The sequence below is a fragment of the Campylobacter concisus genome (assembly GCF_003048875.2).
GTDB lineage: Bacteria > Campylobacterota > Campylobacteria > Campylobacterales > Campylobacteraceae > Campylobacter_A > Campylobacter_A concisus_AU.
On record NZ_CP049264.1, the window covers coordinates 1,048,693 to 1,069,919 of the forward strand.

The 21,227-nt window shown below is 40.2% G+C and carries 13 protein-coding genes and 4 tRNA genes; 3 read left to right on the plus strand and 14 right to left on the minus strand.

Annotation, left to right across the window (positions count from 1 at the left end):
• Positions 1–159: 159 nt before the first annotated feature.
• Positions 160–3,351, plus strand: coding sequence for a S8 family peptidase (locus tag CVT07_RS05260; RefSeq protein WP_107937701.1), 3,192 nt, complete (start codon positions 160–162; stop codon positions 3,349–3,351).
• Between the two features lie 42 nt (positions 3,352–3,393).
• Here CVT07_RS05260 and ilvA read toward each other — a convergent pair whose 3' ends face one another.
• The 6 genes from ilvA to CVT07_RS05290 are packed head-to-tail and all read right to left on the minus strand — an operon-like array spanning position 3,394 to position 12,034.
• Positions 3,394–4,605 carry a threonine ammonia-lyase gene (gene ilvA, locus CVT07_RS05265; RefSeq protein WP_009293964.1) on the minus strand — a complete coding sequence of 404 codons (1,212 nt, stop codon included), beginning with the start codon at positions 4,603–4,605 and terminating at the stop codon, positions 3,394–3,396.
• A 15-nt stretch (positions 4,606–4,620) separates the two neighbouring features.
• Positions 4,621–5,730, minus strand: coding sequence for a tRNA (uridine(54)-C5)-methyltransferase TrmA (gene trmA, locus CVT07_RS05270; protein ID WP_107937703.1), 1,110 nt, complete (start codon positions 5,728–5,730; stop codon positions 4,621–4,623).
• Between the two features lie 2 nt (positions 5,731–5,732).
• Positions 5,733–7,436 carry a Na+/H+ antiporter NhaC family protein gene (locus CVT07_RS05275; protein ID WP_002942805.1) on the minus strand — a complete coding sequence of 568 codons (1,704 nt, stop codon included), beginning with the start codon at positions 7,434–7,436 and terminating at the stop codon, positions 5,733–5,735.
• Between the two features lie 9 nt (positions 7,437–7,445).
• Positions 7,446–8,192: an SDR family NAD(P)-dependent oxidoreductase gene (locus CVT07_RS05280; protein WP_103570251.1), complete on the minus strand. Its 747-nt coding sequence runs from the start codon at positions 8,190–8,192 to the stop codon at positions 7,446–7,448.
• Between the two features lie 8 nt (positions 8,193–8,200).
• A complete protein-coding gene (locus CVT07_RS05285) occupies positions 8,201–9,412 on the minus strand; it encodes an ankyrin repeat domain-containing protein (protein ID WP_107937705.1) in 1,212 nt (403 codons plus the stop codon).
• 36 nt (positions 9,413–9,448) lie between these two features.
• Entirely contained in the window at positions 9,449–12,034 is a 2,586-nt protein-coding gene (locus CVT07_RS05290; protein ID WP_107937707.1) for a bifunctional aconitate hydratase 2/2-methylisocitrate dehydratase, read from the minus strand.
• A gap of 121 nt (positions 12,035–12,155) precedes the next feature.
• On the opposite strand from CVT07_RS05290, the gene CVT07_RS05295 reads away from it, so the two are divergent.
• Positions 12,156–12,614 carry a methylated-DNA--[protein]-cysteine S-methyltransferase gene (locus tag CVT07_RS05295; RefSeq protein ID WP_107937709.1) on the plus strand — a complete coding sequence of 153 codons (459 nt, stop codon included), beginning with the start codon at positions 12,156–12,158 and terminating at the stop codon, positions 12,612–12,614.
• Positions 12,615–12,649: 35 nt separating this feature from the next.
• On the opposite strand, the gene CVT07_RS05300 is transcribed toward CVT07_RS05295, so the two are convergent.
• From CVT07_RS05300 to CVT07_RS05335, 8 genes are all read right to left on the minus strand, one after another.
• A complete protein-coding gene (locus CVT07_RS05300; RefSeq protein WP_107937711.1) occupies positions 12,650–15,745 on the minus strand; it encodes a type I restriction endonuclease subunit R in 3,096 nt (1,031 codons plus the stop codon).
• A 10-nt stretch (positions 15,746–15,755) separates the two neighbouring features.
• Positions 15,756–17,009: a restriction endonuclease subunit S gene (locus CVT07_RS05305; RefSeq protein WP_107937713.1), complete on the minus strand. Its 1,254-nt coding sequence runs from the start codon at positions 17,007–17,009 to the stop codon at positions 15,756–15,758.
• Entirely contained in the window at positions 17,006–18,559 is a 1,554-nt protein-coding gene (locus tag CVT07_RS05310; protein ID WP_107937715.1) for a type I restriction-modification system subunit M, read from the minus strand. The genes CVT07_RS05305 and CVT07_RS05310 overlap by 4 nt, the downstream gene beginning before the upstream one ends.
• A gap of 10 nt (positions 18,560–18,569) precedes the next feature.
• Entirely contained in the window at positions 18,570–19,583 is a 1,014-nt protein-coding gene (locus tag CVT07_RS05315; RefSeq protein WP_107937716.1) for a bifunctional 3,4-dihydroxy-2-butanone 4-phosphate synthase/GTP cyclohydrolase II, read from the minus strand.
• Between the two features lie 296 nt (positions 19,584–19,879).
• Positions 19,880–19,956 (minus strand) — tRNA-Asp (locus CVT07_RS05320).
• 12 nt (positions 19,957–19,968) lie between these two features.
• Positions 19,969–20,044: transfer RNA gene (locus CVT07_RS05325), tRNA-Val, on the minus strand.
• A 16-nt stretch (positions 20,045–20,060) separates the two neighbouring features.
• Positions 20,061–20,136, minus strand: a tRNA-Glu gene (locus CVT07_RS05330).
• Positions 20,137–20,150: 14 nt separating this feature from the next.
• A tRNA-Lys gene (locus CVT07_RS05335) sits at positions 20,151–20,226 on the minus strand.
• Positions 20,227–20,436: 210 nt separating this feature from the next.
• Here CVT07_RS05335 and CVT07_RS05340 point away from each other — a divergent pair.
• Positions 20,437–21,123, plus strand: coding sequence for a CRISPR-associated endoribonuclease Cas6 (locus CVT07_RS05340; protein ID WP_107935941.1), 687 nt, complete (start codon positions 20,437–20,439; stop codon positions 21,121–21,123).
• Positions 21,124–21,227 lie beyond the last annotated feature (104 nt).

Consider the following 21,227-nt stretch of genomic DNA (forward strand, 5'->3'; position numbering starts at 1 on the left):
AACTTTTTATAAAATATCTCTTTAATTGTAAAACTAGCGTAAATAACGTATATTTTCGTAAATTTAGCCTACTATTTTTCATTAAATTATTATTATTTTAATTAATAATTTATTTTAAGAATTTTAGAATTGGTTTAAATTTTATGTAAAGGACGAGATATGAAAAGATCCGTTTCAAGCAAAAAGTGCATCCTTTTAAGTGTTGCTTGCTGCACTCTTTTGCTTGCTAATCAGCTAAGTGCTAGCGAGCAACACAGAGGTAAATTTGGCGATATAAAAAGCTGGCAGAGCAATGAGTACAAAGCCGACTGGGGTTTAGTGAGCATGAACGCAGCCGTTGCATATGCTCTTGGAGCAACTGGCAAAGGCGTAACGCTTGGAGTTATGGACTCTGGTGTGCTACTTAGCCATCCAGAATTTAGTGATGGCAGAGTAAGTGCGCTAAAGGTTTCTGGTAGCTACTATAAAGATGGTCAAAGATACCCTGACACCGAGTATGGCAACTCACCATTAGTCGGAAAAGGCAGCGATAAAAAAAATAAAAAAGACTTTGGTGACTTTAAAAAAGGTGAAGAATTTAGCATAGATGGTGACTGGATAGCTGGAGTAAACGACTCTCACGGCACTCACGTAGCTGGCACGATAGCTGCGTCAAGAGATGGCGTGGGCATGCACGGCGTAGCATTTGATGCAAAACTTATAATGGGCAATACCGGCGGCACTGACGGCATGACATATGGTCCAAATCAAGACTACAACTTCTTTTTAAATTCTTACGAAGGGCTAGCAAAGAGTGGAGCTAGAGCGATAAATAACAGCTGGGGTTCAAACCGTAAATTTTACAAAGCCTACGAAGGTGCTACTGGGTATGATGGCAACAATAACCTAGATATCAAAGATCTTGATGCTGCATATAAAAGCTACTATCCATTTGTAGTAAATGGCAAAAATTTCTTAGATGCAGCCTATGAGGTCGCTACAAGATATGGCGTCATCCAAATTTTTACTGCTGGCAACAGAGACGGGATGAAAGAGTCATATACAAGAGCGATGCTTCCATACTTTAGACCTGATGCTGAGAAGTACTGGCTAAACATCACTGGTCAGCTAGAGGGCGACACGCAGCGTTACAATACACCTGGCCACTCAAAATGGTGGAGCGTGGCAGCACCTGCAAAACCTATATACTCAACCGTCGTTGATCTAACAACTGGCAAGGCAGACTACGGCACAAAAGGCGGCACATCAATGGCAGCTCCACACGTCACTGGCGCACTTGGTGTTATCATGCAAAGATACCCATATATGAATAACGCTCAGATAAGAGAGGTGCTACTAACTACTGCAAGGCAAGTTCATGATGACTTCAAAGAGCCAGCCGATACTAGAAAAATTTCAGGCTTTAGTGCTGCGCTTGGAGTGCCTGATGAGCGCTGGGGCTGGGGCGTAGTGGATCTATATAAGGCGATGTTTGGACCAGGTCAGCTTCTAGGAGTGTTTGATGTAAATTTAAATAGCGATGATATCTACTCAAACAACATAAGCGATGTGGCTATCAAATTTAGAAAAACAGAAGATGATGCAGAGGCTAAAATTTGGACCGAGCGCAAGGCTGAGCTAGAAAAAATAGCAAATTTAACACCAGAGCAAAAAGCTGAACTTGAGATAGGTAACGCTAGAGAAAGAGCAAGAGAGCTAAGGGCAAGTGAGGGCTACGAAGGTACTCTTATAAAAAGAGGTCAAGGCACACTAAGCCTAGCAGGAGACAACTCTTACACTGGCAAGACCATAATAAAAGGCGGCAAGATCACAGCTCTTAATCAATCTCTAAAATCAAGCGACGTGATAGTAGAAAATGGCGGCGCACTAGAAATTGTAAGAGAAATGAGCGTGCCAAAGGTTAGTAGAAATAAATTTACCTTGCAACTATCTTTAGGAGAAGTGACCAAAAAAAGCTCAAATGACGTAGTAAAAGCCACTATAAAATCAGGCGGTAGCTACATCGTCTCAAACGGCGCTTCAAATTTGGATCTAAACTTTGAAAAAAACTCATTTATAAACATAAGTGAGCCAAGCTTAGAGATCATGCAAAGGCTCTATAACGACAGCACAAAATCAAAAACATTTACTGCAACTGGAAATTTCAAAGGCTATGAAGATACCATTTCAAGAGAGTATGCATTTTTTGATCTTGATAAAAACTACAATGACAACAAGCTAGAGCTTACTCTTAAAAAATCAAAAAATACAATGACAAGCATCGCAGCTAGTGACAACCAAAAGAAAGTTGCACAACTAATAGAAAGCACAGCTAGCAGGCCAGCGCTACTTCCTTCGCCATTTAGAAGCAGGCCAGCAGTTATCACAAGCGATCTTTATAGACACTTCATCTACACTACACCAAAAGAGGCAAAACAAACTCTAAAAACATTTGCAAATGAGGCAAATTTAGCTCAGCACAATGCATTTTTGCTAGAAAGCATTATGCTTAAAAATGCAGTCATCAACCACGAATCTGACCCATTTGGCATAAGAGCAAGCGACTCAAATGGTATGAAATTTTGGTCAAATACCATGTTTGACGCTATGAAATTTAATGACATAAAAGCAAACTATATGACACAGCTTTTTGGATTTGACGGCAGTGTAAATGACGCATTTGTACTTGGCGGCGTTCTTGGTGCTAGCACAGAAAAAGTAAAAGAAGACGGCGATGATGCTTATAAGACAAAAGGCAAAAGCATCGGCATCTACGGCAAAAGCGAGATCGCTAGCACTAAACTAGACCTTGGAGTACTATACACAGATGCTAAGCGCAAAACTCAAAATGGTGCAACAATTGCAAGCTTTTACTCAAACGATCATATAAAAAGCAAAGAAAAAGCGCTTAATGCTTATGCAAATTTAGCCCTAACTAGCTTTAATACAGAAAATTTCTCACTAAATCCTTATGTGGGTGCAAGCTATCTACGCATGAAAACTGATAGCACAAGCCAAAATGTAGGAATTTTCAAAATGGATGTTGATGAAAAAACTAGAAATTTAGGCATTTTTAGCCTTGGTCTAAACCCTAGCGTACCATTTAGCCTAGGTAGCACCAAGATGAAATTTGAAGCTGATCTAGCATACAACAGACTAGTTGGCGACACAAAACCAACAATCGGCGTAAATGTCGCAAATGCTGGATATCTAGAGTTAGAGGGCAAAGAGGTTAAAAACCTTAGCACAGCTAGCCTTGGCATAAAAGCAAATGTCTATAAAAATGTAAATTTAGGCCTTTCTTACACTGGAGCTTTTGCTAAAGATGTAAGATCAAACAGCGTAAATGCTAAATTTGAGATATTGTTTTAGTTAGAAATGCTCGCTACTTTAAAAGGTAGCGAGCTTATAAATTTAGAAGAGTTGAGTGAAAGAAAAGCCGTTTTTATTAAGCGTATCTTTGATCTTTTCTTGATGCTCAAGACCCTTTGTCTCAAGCGTGATAGTGATGCTTGCATCGCCGTAGTCAAGCTTAGTAGAGAAGCGGTCGTAGTCGATCTTGACGATGTTTGCATTTGCTGATTTTAGGCTATCAGTTAGGCTCATGAGCGCTCCTGGCTTATCTACAAGTGTGATTTGCAAGGTCATCTTGCGGTGAGACTTGATAAGACCCTTTTCGATGATGATAGAAAGCACCTGAACATCGATATTTCCGCCACTTAGCACCACGCCTATCTTTGCGCCTTTTTTAAATTTGATCTTATCATGCATGAGTGCTGCCACGCCAGCTGCGCCAGCTCCCTCAACTACGATCTTTTGCGTCTCTAGCAAGAACAAAATCGCAGTTGCGATCTCCTCATCATCGACCTGCACAAACTCATCCACGCACTCAACGATATTTTTAAGCGTTATCTCGCTCGCATCACGCACAGCGATACCATCAGCTATTGTGCGAACTGACTTTGAGTTTATGCTCTTTTTAGCGCCGTAGCTATTAAACATAGCTGGAGCGCCCTTTGCGCCGACGCAAACGACTTTAGTTTTTGGATTTACTTGTTTTATACAGCTTGCCACGCCGCTAGCTAAGCCACCACCGCCAACTGGCACTACAACCATATCAAGGTCGCTTATCTCATCAAGCATCTCAAGACCCACAGTGCCCTGCCCTGCCATGACGTACTCATCGTTAAACGGATGAACAAAGGTCATATCTTTTTCTTTGGCGTAATTTACTGCAAATTCATACGCCTCATCAAAGTTATCACCTTTTAAGATCACTTCAGCGCCAAGATCCTTCGTGCCAGCTACCTTTAGAAGCGGGGTTGATTCTGGCATGACGATACAAGCATGCACGCCAAATTCTTTTGCGCTTATCGCCACGCCTTGAGCGTGATTGCCAGCGCTTGCAGCCACGACGCCACGTTTTCGCTCCTCCTCACTTAGGCTAGCTATTTTGTTATACGCACCTCTTATCTTATATGCGCCCGTTCTTTGTAAATTTTCTTCTTTCAAATAGACATTTGCGCCTAAAATTTTGCTAAGTTTTGCACTTAGCGCAAACGGAGTTTTATTTACAAAGTGACCGATCGTTATCTTTGCTTGGATTATTTTGTTTAATGAAACCATTTTTCAACTTTCCTTTTAAAATTTATCTTTTGCCTCTAGTAGCACGCCGCACTCGATGTGATGAGTGTTAGCAAACTGATCAAAGAGCGCAAATTTTATCACTTTATGGCTTTTAGTAAGCTCATTTAGATTTTCTTTTAATGTCTCTGGATTGCACGAGATATAGATGATGTTTTTGAATTTTTTGATGAAATTTATGACGCTTTCACTAAGTCCTGCACGAGGCGGATCAACAAGGACGTGTGAGAAGTTAAAGTCGCTTAAATTTATCTCTTTTAGCCTATTAAATTCCCTAACGCCAGCAAATGCACTCATCAGCTCATCAGCGTCCATACGCAAAAATTTGATATTTTTAGCCCCATTTAGCTCGCAGTTTTTAAGGGCATTTGCGATCGAGCTTTTTGAAATTTCAGTGGCAAGGACGTTTTTAAATTTAAACGAAAGCGGGATGGTAAAATTTCCATGTCCGCAGTAGAGTTCCAGCAAGTCATCGCCACTTTGCACGCACTCTTTCGCCCAAGCTATCATCTTTTCATTTACAGCTCTATTTGGCTGGATAAAGGCATTTTCACTTAGGCTAAATTTATAAATTTGCCCTCCAACATTTAGCTCATCTATCAAATTTAGCTCACCGCTTAGCAGCTTTTGCCCGCGAGATCTTGCTAGTATGGTGACAGCAAGCTTGTTAGCTAGAGTTTTCATCGCCGCTTCAAACTCACTATCAAGCTTTTTGTGATAAAGCAGCGTAACCAAAATGCCGCTTTTACAAGAGATAAACTCCACTCCAAAAAGCTTCGTGCGTAAAATTTCATCATCTTGCAAGCTCTCAAGTAGCCTTGTCATGAGATGTGAAATTTGCTCGCAAACCTTTGGGCACTCATCTATGAAGACCTTTTTGCCCTTCTCGCTTGCGTGCATCGTATAGCTAAGCTTGCTGCCCTCATGCCAGATGCCAAACTCAGCCCTCGTGCGGTAGTGCTTTGGGCTTGAGCTAAAAACATCAAATTTACCCTCGTAAAAGTGGGAGAAATTTTGCTTAATAAGATCAGTTTTAAATGAAATTTGCTCACTATAAGGGGTAAAAAGAGTGCATGATCCGCACTCTTTTAGGTATTTGCAGTCCAAATTTATGCCGCTTTCTCTTCGACTTTTTTACCGACAAATCTAACCAAAGCCCAGATCGCTAAAAATCCGCAAGGAAGTGCGATCCAAACGCTAAGACCAAGTGCGACCGGCAAGTAGCCAACAAGCACACAAACCGCACAAACGCTAAGTGCGTAGATCATCTGCGTTGAGACGTGATCGATATGGCTACATCCTGCGCCCATTGATGAAAGTATCGTAGTGTCTGATATCGGCGAGCAGTGATCACCAAAGATAGCGCCAGTTAGCACGCTTGAGATATTTACGATCATATAAGCGTGCATCGCATCGCCATCTAAGCCGTAGTTTTTGCCCACTGCATAAGCAAGCGGGATAGCAAGAGGCATCAAAATGCCCATAGTGCCGTAGCTGGTACCAGTTGAGAAGCTTATAAATGAGCCAAGGATGAAAACAGCCACTGGCAAGATAAATTTAGGTGTTGAGTCACTTAGCAAATCAACCAAATATCTTGAAGTGCCAAGCTCTTTTATAACCGCACTAAGGCTCCAAGCAAGAAGCAAGATGACGACTGTGATGATCATAGTTTTCCAGCCCTTTACCCATGTGCTAATAGCCTCTTTTACATCAAAAATTTTGCGCCAAACGCCCATCGTGATAGCTACTATACTAGCAAGGAGCGCTGCTTGAAATAGCGATGTAGCAGAGTCAGCTGCGCCAAAAGTATCTTTAAATGTTGAAAACGAAAGCGGATTTGCAAGTGCATTTTTAAGAGTATCGCCCTCAAGTGCAGCAAGACCACTAAAATAAAAGCTAGTAAATGCGCCGATAACTAGCACAAGAAGCGGCACGATCGCATTTGAAGCGCTTAGTTTTACACCCTCTTTTGGCTCAAGAGTTTTATCTTCAAGGTCTTGAATTTGAGTTTTACCTGAGTGAAGCTCGCCTCTTCTAGCGCGTCTTTCAGCTGCTAGCATAGGACCATACTCGCGTTGCATCAAGGCTGTGCAAACGATGAAAAACAAGATAAAGAGGTTATAAAATCTATATGGAATGGTCTCGATAAATATAGAATAAGCGTTTATGCCAGTCTCGCCGATAAGCTCATAGCCCTTTTCGATGAGCGAAACCTCAAGTCCGACCCATGTAGAGATGATAGCGATACCAGCAATCGGTGCTGCAGTAGCGTCAATGATGAAGGCTAGCTTTTCGCGGCTTATTTTAAATTTATCGCTTATTGGTCTCATGATAGGACCAACGATTAGGGCGTTTGCGTAGTCATCGAAAAACACAAAGATACCCATAAGCCAAGTTGAAATTTGAGCTGAAACGCCGGTTTTTGCCTTTTTGCTAAGCCAAAGAGCAACCGCCTTTGTGCCGCCCATCTTTGTGATAAGTGCGACCACACCGCCTATACAAAGCACTTGAAGCAAGATGCCAGCATCGGTGCTATCAGCCATCGACTCAACCACTCTTGAAACGATGCCAGTAAAGCCTTTGATGATGCCCATAAAGACATTTTCATTAACGATATTTATAAGAAAAGTTCCGCTAAAAACACCGATAAATAGCGACAATATAACGTCTTTTGTGATAAAGGCAAGCGCTATGGCCACAACTGGCGGTATAAGCGTGAAAACGCCGTAAATTTGTGCGTTTCTTTTGGCGACTTCTGGATCAACGCCAAAAAGTACGGCACTAAAAAATAGTAACAATAAAATTTGTCTCACATAAACTCCTTAAAATTTTTCTATCGCAAGTCCAGCCCAAGTCTGCGTGTTTGCCATGACTTCGACCCTGTTTATATTTACACTCCCAGGCATATTTAGGCAGTTAAGCAAAATGGTCGCTATATCTTCAGCTGTGATGAAATTTGTATGCTCGTAGATGCTATCAGCCTTTGCCTTATCGCCCTTAAACCTAACTTCGCTAAATTCAGTCTTGCAAAGACCTGGCTCGATGTTTGTCACCCTGATATTTGTGCCAACTAGATCGTTTCTTAAATTTAGACTAAACTGCTTTACAAAGGCCTTTGTAGCGCCATAAACGTTACTGCCAGGATACGGCCACGAGCCAGCTGTTGAGCCAAGATTAAAGATATAGCCCTTTTCTTGCTTGTAAAGTAGCGGCAAAACCGCCTTTGTAGAGTAGATAAGACCCTTTACATTTGTATCTATCATCGTCTCAAAGTCCTCTACCTTCGCATCTATCGTCTTTTCTTGTCCCAAGGCAAGTCCAGCGTTATTTACAAGCACTTCGATATCTTTAAATTTATCAGGCAGGCTATCAACTGCGTCAAAAACAGCCTTTTTATCACGTATGTCAGCTACGATGATGTGCGTATCGCCAAGCTCGCTAGCAAGCTTTTTTAGCCTATCTTCGCGCCTTGCAAGAGCTACTATCTTGTAGCCCTCTTGTGAGAGTCTTCTAGCGATCGCCTCGCCAAAGCCAGATGTCGCACCTGTCACAAAAGCTGTCTTTTTCATATCTCTTCCTAATTAAAATTTGGTTTTAAGCCAAGCTCTTCTAAAAATTTAATATTTTTTTCGTTTTTATCTTTAATCGCATAATCAAGCGCGTTAAATCCCGCATCATCAGTGGCGTTCATATCAGCGCCGTTATCTATCAAAAGCTTTAAAATTTCTGGCGTCGCGTGAGCTGCTGCATGCATGAAAACGCTTCTGTTTGTGTGCTCCAAACCACACGTATCCTCTACTTGCATCATGCCTAAATTTATCATATTCATCTTAGACTGCTCGTCGATGTAGCTCTCGTTTGCATTTGCCCCGCTTTTTAGCAAAAGCTCGCAAAGAGGTGCATCCTCAAACTGCACAGCGTAAAAAAGCGCACTTTTGCCAAAGAAATTTTTGTGATTTACATCGGCTCTATTTTTAAGCAAAATTTTTACATTTTCTAAATTTTTAAGGGCAAAAAAGAGCGGCGTCTCATCGCCTAAATTTAGATCCGCCCCGCGCCTTATGATCTCTTCTATCATCTCGCTATTTTTGTCATTTAGCAGTGCGATATCAAGCAAATTTGTAAGCTCAGCGGTAGTGAAATTTTTTGAGTAGAGCAAATTTGCAAGCTCGTCTTGACTTAACTTTTGAGCCATCGTCTTTTGCTCAGAAGTTAGAGTCTTAGCCTTATTTACCTTTTTGCCGACGCTAAAGCTTAAAAACTCATTTATCACGCTAGTTGCGTAGTAAGCAGCACTCGCACTATCGATGCCTAAAGCCTCATAAAATTTAACCAGCGGAGTTTGAGCGTTTTTATAAGCTTCGCTAAATTTTTTATATTTTAAAAAGTTAAACAAGCTCTCATTCGCCCAGTATCTAAAGTACTCCATCTGAGCGTCTTTTTGAGCCTCAGCAGCCTCTGGCTTTGCAAGCTCTTTTTGGTAGATTTCAGGAGCAAACGAAGCCTTTAGCAAGACCCATCTAAATTTATTTAAATTTTCTCTATAAACGCCCTCGCCAACGCAGCTTTGAGACTCACTCCTCACAGCTACACTTGCATCAAAAAGCTCTTTTACCTCTTTTAAATTTAAAAGCGAGCCATCGCAATAAAATAGCCCCTCATTCGCATAAGCAAGCTCGTTTGGAGTAGTTTTAAAGCTCTCTTTTTTAGCAAGATCACCGCACTCTAATGCGTGTAAATTTACAAAAAGAAAACTGCTAAAAAAGAGAAAAAAAGCTACTTTTTTCATCAAAGCTCCTTAAAATTTCGCGATATTGTAACAAATTTATATACTAAACTCGCTTATTTCATTAAAATTTAGGTATTTATAAATTTGATCTTTGTTTAAACTAAGGCTATCTCTTACTATTTTTTTATACTCACTAACACTTGGCAAACGCCCTAGTAGCGCGCATACAGCGGCTAACTCGGCACTTCCTAGATAGACCTTTGCGCCCATGCCCATTCTGTTGTCAAAATTTCTTGTCGAGGTCGAAAAAACAACGGCATTGTCATTAACTCTTGCTTGATTGCCCATACAAAGCGAACAGCCTGGCACCTCTGTCCTAGCCTCCAGCCTCCTAAATATCTCATAAACGCCCTCATCTTCAAGCGTCTTTTTATCCATCTTTGTTGGCGGAGCGATCCAAAGCCTAGTTGTAAGCTTGCTCTCACGCTCTAATATCCTAGCAAGCGCCCTGTAATGCCCGATATTTGTCATACAGCTACCCACAAAGACCTCGTCGATGTTGTGCGCTCTTTTGCTATCAGCTAAAATTTCACTTAGCGTCGCCACGTCGTCTGGGTCGTTTGGACAGGCCAAAATCGGCTCATCTATCTGCGACAAATCAATCTCTAAAATTTCAGCGTAGCATGCATCCTTGTCGGCTCTTAAAAGAGTTGGGTTTTCTAGCCATTTTTGCATCTTCTCTTTTCGTCTAGCAAGCGTTTCATGGCTCTCATATCCTGCTTTTATCATAGCTTCTATTAGCGCAATGTTTGAGCGAACGTACTCCGCGACGCTAGCCTCGCTTAAATTTACCACACAAGCAGCCGCCGAGCGCTCAGCCGAAGCATCGCTTAGCTCAAACGCCTGCTCCACTTTTAGGCTCTCTAATCCCTCGATCTCTAAAATTTTGCCCGCAAAAATGTTCTTTTTGTTTTTCTTTTCAACGCTTAAAAGCCCTTTTTTGATAGCAAAATAAGGTATCGCATTAACAAGATCACGAAGCGTCACGCCCTCTTTTAACCCGCCTTTAAATTTGATCAAAACTGACTCTGGCATATTTAGCGGCATCATGCCAAGCACCGCCGCAAACGCCACTAGGCCGCTGCCCGCTGGAAAGCTGATGCCAATAGGAAATCTCGTGTGACTATCGCCGCCAGTGCCCACCGTGTCAGGCAAGACCATGCGGTTTAGCCACGAGTGGATGACGCCATCGCCTGGCTTTAGGCTAACTCCACCACGAAGCGTCATAAATTTAGGCAAGCTCTTTTGCATCTCAAGGTCGCTTGGCTTTGGATAAGCAGCCGTGTGGCAAAAGCTTTGCAAGACAAAATCCGCCCCAAAACTAAGGCTAGCAAGCTCTTTTATCTCATCTCTAGTCATGGGCCCTGTGGTATCTTGCGAGCCAACGGTCAAAATTTCAGGCTCCACGTAGGCCCCAGCTCTCACGCCAGCCTTGCCACAAGCCTTGCCGACCATCTTTTGAGCGAGCGTATAGCCACCGCCTAGCTCTTTTGGCTGATCTGGCTTTATGAAATTTTGCTCTTCGCCAAGTCCCAAGGCCTCTCTAGCCTTTTTGGTCACTTGCCTACCTATCATCAAAGGTATCCTGCCGCCTGCTCTTATCTCGTCGCTTAGGGTGTTTGGGCTAAGTTTAAAATTTGCCACGAGCTTTTTTTCGTTGCCTGCGAGCTTATAAATTTCACCCTTAAATGGATAAATCTCTATCTCATCGCCCATTTCTAGCTCATTTACGTTTGCAACTATCGGCAGTGCGCCGCTATCTTCAGCGGTGTTAAAAAATATCGGAGCTATGGTCGTGCCGATCACGATACCGCCAGTCTTTTTATTTGGCACGCCCTCTATCTCATCGCCCAAGTGCCACTGGATCGAGTTTATACCGCTCTTTCTACTACTGCCAGTGCCGACCACGTCGCCAACATACGCCACGCTCTTGCCGAGGCTTTTTAGCTCTTTTAAAACCTCCAAACCCTCAGGCATCTTTTTAACCAGCATCGCCTTTGCATGAAGCGGTATATCAGCCCTTGTATAGGCCTCGCTTGCAGGGCTTAGATCATCTGTATTTGTCTCGCCAGGCACCTTAAAAACCACTGCCTTTATGCACTCACTAAGTGGCTTTTTGTGCGAAAACCACTCGGCGTTTGCCCAAGAAGCAAGCACCTCTTTTGCAAATTTATTACTATTTGCTAGCTTTGCGATCTCGTCAAAATGCTCATGCACCAAAATGATATTTTTTAGCTCATTTGCCGCAGTTTGTGCGATAACATCATCGCTATTTTTTAGCGCTCGCACCAAAATTTCTACGTTATATCCGCCAAGCATCTTGCCTAAAATTTTAATGGCACGAACCGCATCAAGCCCGTCTATCTTAAGCCCGTCTATCACCTCGCCAAGAAATTCTGCCTTTATCTTTGCCGCGTCATCAACACCTGGATTTACACGGTTTGCGAGCAAATTTATAAGAAATTTTAGCTCGTTTTGCGCCTTTTCATCGCCACTAGAGTTGCCAGCAAGTCTCATTAGCTCGCAAATTTCGCTTGTTTGCTTGGCATTTAGCGCAAGCGGTGGCACGCCCTCTTTTTCTCGCTCACTCACATGTTTTTCGTAGTCGGTAAAAAAGCTCATAAATTTCCTTTGTGATTTTGCCAGTTTTAGTCCAAAACCGCTGATTTTGCTTGCATTTTATCAAAAAGCAAAACAATCTAAAGTAAAATTTGCCCAAAATTTCAAATTTCAAGGAGCAAATGTGTCAAAAGCCTACCTAAAATCACCCATTGGAATTTTAGAGATCGTTGCTAGTGAAAATGGAATTTGTGAGATAAATTTTGTAGATAAATTTGAAAAAGTAGCGGTAAAAGATGAAAATTTAAAGCTTTGTTTAGATGAACTGGAGGCTTATTTTAAGGGCGAGCTTAAAAAATTTAGCGTTAGACTTGATGTAAAAACGACCAAATTTAGAGCCAAAATTTATGACGTTTTGCAAAAAGTGCCATACGGCGAAACGATCACATACGCAGCCCTAGCACTTGCTGCAGGCCACAAGAACGCTTACCGAGCAGCGGGATCTGCAAATGCCAAAAACCCACTGCCTATCATCATCCCTTGCCACAGGGTGCTCTCTCACAGCGGCCTTGGTGGCTACTCAGGTGGCGAAGGCCTGCCAACTAAAATTTGGCTACTAGAGCACGAAGCAAAGCATAAATAAGCCAAATGCAATATAAATTTGCTTTAAAGCACCTCTTAAACCGATGAGCCAACCTCTTTAAATTTATCAACAAAATGCGATATCTCGTCGATCACTTTTTGCCTGATTATCGGATAGTTTTTATTTAAAGGGCTGATTTTAGGCAGTATCTCGCCTATTTGCGTTCCGCTTTGACTAACAAAGCCACTCTTTAAAGACGAGCTTATAAACCTTCTTGCTCCAGCCTCATCTAAATTTAAAGAAGCGATAAGCTCGTCCGCCTCTTTTTTCATTACACCTTTTGCAAATTTAAAAAACTCTTCTATCACACTGGCTCGGTCTTTAAATTTATCCAAGTCGCTTTGGTTTATAAAATCAACTATCAACCCCTCTTTTGAGCGGTTTTCCAAGCTCGAGCGGATGATGCGGCGCACCTCATCGGTAAGTGCTGCTTTATCTTTTATCTTTTTATTATGCTCAAATATCAAACCCAAAATATAGTCTAAATTTATCTCCTGAGACTTTAGCAGATCAACCTCAAAGACCACGTCATCCCAGTTTATCCTCTCTTTTTCCTTATCTTCGCCGGCCTTTTCTTTTCTTAGCCACTCTCTTATATCATTATATGTTCCGCGGTAGTCTTGCAAGGCCCTTGCATTTGGCACTTTTATGCTTTGCATCTCTTTGATTTGATCATCACTTAAGCCAAATTTATCCCTAAACTCACAAACTGCTTTTTCATCGTCTAAATTTACATCTTGCAAAGCTCTTAGAGCCACGAACTCATCGTAGTTTTGCAAAGCATTTTCCACCCTTAGATACTCTCCAAAAAGCTTTACAAATTCTTTCTTATCTTTTTGCGTCTCTATCTTAGTAGGATCAGGAAATTTCGCCTCTAGTTCGCTTACTACACCTACAAAGCCTCTTCTTGCCTCGCCAGATACCGCATCTGTAAAGCCATCCATATACTCTTTATAGCTCTTTTCGAGTATGACGCTTTTAGTGCTGCCTTTACCAAAAAGAGTTATGGCATCTTCTGTAGCTTTTTCTAGGTCTCTAAATGTCACGATGTTGCCAAAAGTTTTTGTAGCACCATAAATTCTATTTGTCCTAGAGTATGCTTGTATGAGCCCGTGATAGCGCAAATTTTTATCCACAAAGAGCGTGTTTAGACAAGGTGCGTCAAATCCTGTCAAAAACATACCCACAACTAGGAGTAGATCGATCTCTTGCTTCTTTGTGCGCTCGCTTAGATCTCGGTAGTAGTCTTGAAACGACCCGCCATCAACGCTAAAATTTGTCTTAAAGTAGGCGTTGTAGTCGTTTATCGCGTTGCTTAAAAACTCTTTTGAGCTAACGTCCATCGCCTCTGGCTCAAAGCCCTCATCAGCTATCTCGCCAACCATATCTTGCTCTTCATTTTGCGAAAAAGAAAATATCGTCGCTATCTTTAAAGCTCGCTCTTTGTTGCTTTGTAAATTTTTAAACGCTTCATAATAAAGCTTTGCTGCCTCTATCGAGCTTACCGCAAACATAGCGTTAAAGCCCTTGCCACTTGCATTTAAGCGGTGAGTTTTTTGATGAAATTTCTCTAGCACATACTCTGAAATTTCTTTGATACGCTCAGGGTGCAAAAATGCACTTTTATTCTCAGCTGCACTTAGCTTTAGCTCGTCTTTTTCCGTCTCTATGCTCTTAAATTTAGGCACGACATTGTTATAATCAACCTTAAATTTAAGCACCTTCTCATCTCTTATGGCATCAACTATCACATATTCATGAAGCGAACTTCCAAAGACACTTTGCGTAGTCTCTGCTCCGATGGCATTTTGAGGAAATATCGGCGTTCCAGTAAAGCCAAACTGATAAAATTTCTTAAATTTCTTCTTTAAATTTTTTTGCGCTTCGCCAAATTGAGACCTGTGGCACTCGTCAAATATAAAAACAACCTCTTTTTGGTATATACTTAGATCATCTTCGTTTTTCATCAGATTGTTTAGCTTTTGTATAGTTGTTACGATGATCTTTCCGTCATCTTTTTGAGTGTTTCGCTTTAGTTCTGCTGAGCTAGCTGAGCCATTTACGCTATCTTTTGAAAATTTTTGATACTCCTTCATAGTCTGATAGTCAAGGTCTTTTCTATCAACTACAAAAAAGACTTTATCTATAAATTCAAGCTGCGTAGCAAGCCTAGCCGCCTTAAAGCTAGTTAGCGTCTTGCCAGAGCCTGTCGTATGCCATATAAAGCCGCCGCCCTCTGGCTTTGCGTAGCATTTGGCATTATGTGAGCTATTTATCTTCCAAAGTATGCGCTCAGTCGCTGCTATCTGATAAGGACGCATTATAAGCAAGGTGTTATTTGTATCAAAGATGCAGTATTTGCTCAGTATGCTAAGAAGTGTATTTTTCGCCAAAAATGTAGCCGTAAAGTCCTTTATATCTTTTATGGCTTCGTTTTTTGAATTTGCCCAGTTTATAGTAAAGTCAAAGCTGGTTTTATCCCGCTTGGTTGTGTTTGCAAAGTATCTTGTATCTGTGCCATTTGAGATGATAAAAATTTGCAAGTATTTAAAGAGAGAATTTGATGAGTTAAAGCTCTCTTTGGAGTAGCGGTGAATTTGATTAAAGGCTTCTCTTATCGCCACGCCTCGCTTTTTAAGCTCTATTTGCACGAGCGGCAAGCCATTAACAAGTATAGTGACATCATATCTGTTGTGCGATGAGCCAGTTTGCTCAAACTGATTTATCACCTGCAGGCTGTTTTTAGCGATATCTTTTTTATCGATAAGGCAGATATTTTGTATATGCTCATCATCAAAAACAAAGTCATAGATATGATCATCTTGTATCTTGCGGGTCTTTTCCACTATGCCATCGTTTGGTTTGTCGATATACTCTTCGACTAGCCTTTTCCACTCAGACGAGCTAAATTTAACGTTATTTAGCCTCTCTAGCTGCTCTTTTAAATTTAGTAAAAGTGCCGTTTGAGAGTTTATATCTTTTTTATACTCGTAGCCTTGTTTTACAAGGTCGGCTATAAGTTCATCCTCCATATCCGCTTCGCTTTGGTAGCTTGAAGACTGAGGCAATCTCTCATATTTATCTAAAACGATGAAATTTTCTGACTCAAGTATGGTTTTACTCTCTATCATTTTTACGCCTTTATGCTGTCATTTTTGGTTTGAAATTTAAAAGTAGCTCTCTGTAATGCTCATACTGCTTGCGCCTTAGCTCTATCTCTCGTGGCAAACCCTCAGTTATAGAATTTACAAGCGTATCAAATTTATCTAAGATATCAACGACTTTTTGCTGTGTTTGAAGTGATGGGACGGGGATTTTTATTTTTTTAACCTGAGTTAAATTCACCATATTATAGCCTGACAATTTTGAAATAAGTTCTGGATAAGATTTGACCAAGAAATAAAACAAAAATTTATCCATCAATATTTTATTGTTTGCTTTTATTCCTGCTATATTTTGATTTGTTGCTGCTTCAATATTTAAAAAAGCCATTTTAAATATTGTAGCCCCAACCATTGCCATCAAAACAGTCCCTTTCTTAAAAATTTTTGCACTAGAATTGTCAAGCCCACTTTCAGTAATGAACAAAGATGATTTTTCAATAATGCAATCCTTGCATACTTCAGATTTTAACCAAGGTATAGTGCCCTTTTCCCAAAAAATCTTATTGTGCGTCGAAGGTGTTCCACCAGATGCAATTTCTGCAATTTCTCCAAGCATTTTTAGCTCACACCCCCCCCCATTTTTATCAAGCTCGTCAAAGCTTAAAAGAAAGTCGCGATAAAATTCATACTGCTTTTTTCTAGCTGTAAGCTCTGCTGTAAGCTCTGCTGTAAGAAGCGTGAAAGAGTCCAAGATACAGACTATTTCACGCTGCACTTCCATCGGAGGCACAGGGAGTTTAATTTTTAGAAATTTTGTTTTTGAAACATTAAAACGAGTTACACCACTAGCAGTCTTAATAATTTGTGTTCTCAAAAAGTTGCTTCTAAAAATGTATTTTAGAAATTCTGGATCAAATAAGTTTAAATCATTTAAACGAAAACCAAAGCAAAAGCTATTTAAATATATCGGTTCTTCTATCTTTTTAGTAAAAACAGACGAAAATCCACATTCGTTTCTAGTTTCAGAAGAGCCAGTAAATAAAATATCACCATAGACAACTAAATTTTGCTTTTCATTATCATCTATTTTTACATATTCAAGCGCATTCGTATCTATACTTAAATTCAAAAATACATTCATGTATGTTATATATTTAGCATTTCCATGTTTTACAAAATCATCTTTTGTTTTACTACTTAAACCACCATATAAATAACCAATCTCTCCAAGCTCTTTAAATTCAACCCCATCAGGACAAAGCTCATTTATCAGATCAAAAATTTTACTCATCTCTCGCCATCCAGCTCTATCTGCGCGATGATATCATCTATCTGTGAGCGTAAATTTGAGATCTTAGCCACGGTCTCTTTTATCTGTAAATTTAGCTCGTTTATATCTATCTTCTCGCGTGTATCTTTTGGCTCGACATAGGAGCTAACTGCTAGGTTGTAGTCATTTTTAGCGATAGTGTCATTATCCACCGATGTAGCCACGTGAGCGATCTCTTCTTTGCTAGCAAAAATTTCTACTATCTTTTTAATGTGCTCACTTGTTAAAACGTTATTGTTCGTTCTTTTTTCAAAAAACTCACTAGCGTCTATAAACTGCGTTTTGTTTTCACTTTTGTGCTTTGAGAGCACAAGGATATTTACAGCGATCGATGTGCCGTAGAAGAGATTTGGCGCTAGGGCGATGATGGTTTCGACGAAATTTTCTTTTACAAGATACTCACGTATCTTCTTTTCTGCGCCGCCTCTATAAAAAATGCCAGGAAAGCTAACGATAGCAGCTCGCCCCTTTGCAGAAAGGTAGCTAAGAGCATGCATGATAAAGGCAAAGTCTGCCTTGCTTTTAGGCGCTAGCACGCCAGCTGGAGCAAACCGAGCATCATTTATAAGTGTGGGATCATCACTGCCGATCCAGTTTATAGAGTAAGGAGGGTTTGAGACTATGGCGTCAAACGGCTTGTCGTCCTGAAGCTTTGGGTCTAAAAGCGTATCGCCAAGCTCGATGTGAAATTTAGAGTAGTTTATGTTGTGTAAAAACATATTCATGCGAGCAAGGTTAAATGTCGTATGATTGATCTCTTGTCCAAAAAAGCCCTGCTCTACCTCATGCTTGTCAAATCTCTTTTTGGCTTGCAAAAGTAGCGAACCAGAGCCACAAGCTGGATCGTAAATTTTATTTACACTTTCTTGTCCGTGCATGGCTAGCTCAGAGATGAGCTTTGAGACATTTTGCGGAGTGAAAAACTCGCCGCCTGACTTGCCGGCATTTGCAGCATAGTTTGAGATGAGAAACTCATAAGCATCGCCAAAAAGATCGATGTGGTTATCTTTAAAGTCACCAAAATCAAGCCCAGCAACTCCGTTTAAAACAGCAGCAAGCCTTCTATTTTTATCTGCGACGCTATTGCCAAGCCTGTTGCTTGTCGTATCAAAGTCAGCAAAAAGTCCTTTGATATCTTGCTCTGACTCAAACCCTGCGGCTGAGCCTTCGATACTTTTAAAAATTTGATCTAGATCGGTATTTAAATTTTCATTATTCGAGGCATTTTTTACAACATTTTTAAAAAGCTGACTAGGATAGATAAAGTAGCCCTTTTCTTCTATGATAACCCTTTTTTGCTCGTCATCTATCTCATCGTCGCCCATGCTAGCGTAGTCGATGCTATCATCCCCAGCCTCTATGTAGTCAGTAAAATTTTCGCTGATAAATCTATAAAACAAAGTTCCGAGGACATACTGTTTAAAGTCCCAGCCATCAACAGCACCCCTTACTTCATTTGCGATGCTCCAAATTTGATTTTGTAAGGCTCTGCGTTGTACCTCTTCGCTCATTTTATCTCCTTTAAATTTCCTTGTAGCCGACTATATTTAGCCCAAAACCAGCTAAGCTTACAAATTCTTTATTTTTATTTGAGCTTAGAAGTTCGATATCCTTTACACCAAAGTGATTTAAAATTTGCGCTCCGATGCCGTAGTCCTTGCTTGTGTTTGAGTTGTCGCTATCTAAAAAGATCAAAATTCCACCATTTTGACTTAGAAATTTGATAGTTTTTAAAAGCTCTTCATATTTTAGACTGCTCAAAAGCTCGTGATCGGCTAGGATCTTTTGAAATTTGACATTTGCCTTGCTCTTTGGCTCACCAAAAAGATAAGCTGAGTGGATTTTACCTTTGTGATCGGCGATATCGTATCTTGCTGCAGCGCAGTTTGCGATCATCACGTCACTTTTTTCGCCAACTTTTATGAGGCTTTCATGGCTTAGTCTATACTCGACCAGATCAGAAACGCTGATCATATTTAGCCCAAATTTCTTACAAAACTCCTCTAAATAATCACGCCTTGCCATAGTGCCATCTTCTTTTATGATCTCGCATATCGAAGCCATCGGGCTAACGCCAGCGAGCTTACAAAGATCGACTGAGCCCTCGGTGTGTCCTGTGCGAACGAGCACGCCGCCATTTTTGGCGATGAGTGGGAAAATGTGTCCTGGACGCACGAAGTCTTCAGGTTTTGAGCTAGCATCAGCCGCAAGTCTGATCGTCATATCGCGCTCATATGCGCTAACGCCAGTTGTTGCGTCTTTTGCGTCTATCGTGACTGTAAAAGCTGTCTCGTGGCTCGATGTGTTTTTGGCTACCATTAGCGGCAGATCAAGCCTTTTAGCGTTTGTCTCGTCCATCGCAAGACAGAGCACGCCCTTTGCATGAGTGATAGCAAAATTTACCTTTTGCATGTCGCTACTAGCTGCTGAAAAGACCAGATCGCCCTCATTTTCGCGGTCCTCGTCATCGACCATGACGACCATTTTGCCATTTTTTATATCCTCAATCGCTCTTAATACATTTTCAAGTGCCATAATTATCCTTTTATAAATTTTTACGATTATATTGATATTTTGATAATCAAAAGATAAAAATAATATTTTTTCTTTATATTTTGCACACTTTTATTTAAATTTATAAATTTTTAATATTTAATGTTGTGTAAATTTACTTTAGCTTTTTGTATAGAAGATTTGATCAAAAAATATTTATAAAAAGAGACAAAAGACTATCGTTAATCAAATTTTACATACTATTTTGCGTAAAATTTCTCTAAAAAACTATTTTTGAGTTAAAAGATTAAATAAAATAAAAAAGGATAAAAAGTAGATGGCGCAGCGGACGGGGCTCGAACCCGCGACCTCCGCCGTGACAGGGCGGCATTCTAACCAACTGAACTACCGCTGCACCTAAAAGTAATGGTGGTCGCTATAAGACTCGAACTTATGACATCCACCTTGTAAGGGTGGCGCTCTACCAACTGAGCTAAGCGACCTAAAATTTAAAATATCTGGCGACCCTTAGAGGATTTGAACCTCTGTTTCTACACAGAGAAAGTAGAGTCCTGAGCCACTAGACGAAAGGGTCATAAACCCAAAAAATGGTGTCCTGCGTTGGATTCGAACCAACGGCCCCCTCATTAAAAGTGAGATGCTCTACCGACTGAGCTAGCAAGACATGATTATTTAAAAAAGAATTGAGATTATACAAAAAACATTATTATATGTCAAGAAAAGATCATTTAAATTTTAAAATAAGTCTTTGATTTTATTTAGCTACATTATTTTAAAATAAAAAATAAATTCTAAAAAATTTATTTTATATAATTGTCTATTTTTTACAAAATTTTGAGTTATAATCCATTTTAGCAACAAATAAGGAGCAAGGATGATCATTATAAATTCACGCCTACCAACTCAAAATTTAAAAATAGCAAAGTCTTTATCTAGGCTCATACAAGGCTATATTTACAGCTATTTGCCAAAAGCTGAACATGACGGATACATACATAAAGAGAGCGGTAAAAATTTTAAAAGATCAAATTTTGATTTTAGATTAAATGGCTTAAGTTTAGAAATAAGACTTAGCTCGTTTGTGCCAGAATTTGAAAAAACGATCGCTTTTGCTGTACTAAAAGATGGATTAAAACTTGGCAATATTTGTTTGCTTGATACGTCTGTGTCAGTAAAAGAGCATAGAATTTCACAAAAAGAAGCTACTTTTCAAGGATGTGTTGCATGTTCGGTCGTTGGACTTTTGGGATACAAAGTGCATCTTGAGCCGCAAGACTCAAGGCATCTTGAAATGATGAAAACCAACGCGCTACAAAGATTTGAAACACTTATGGGGTATAAATATGAGGGTGAGTTTGAGCTAAAATTGCTTTGGCAAAATTTACAAAAGCCTTTATATTTTTACTATGGTAATAATAATATGCCAGTCAAAGCTTGGCCTGCAAAATGGCATATCAAAGCAAGGACAGAGCTTATAAATTTGATCCTTGATGTGGGAGTTGGTAGTGGATGTATGAACTATGGAGTAGGTTTTATAGAAATAACAAAAGAAAAAGAATAAGGCTACAAACCATTAAAACAATAATTTCAAATCCCAGCGGGAACCTTATTCTTTAATATGTATTATAGTACATTTTTTGTCAAAACAAAAATCATTTTAACCAT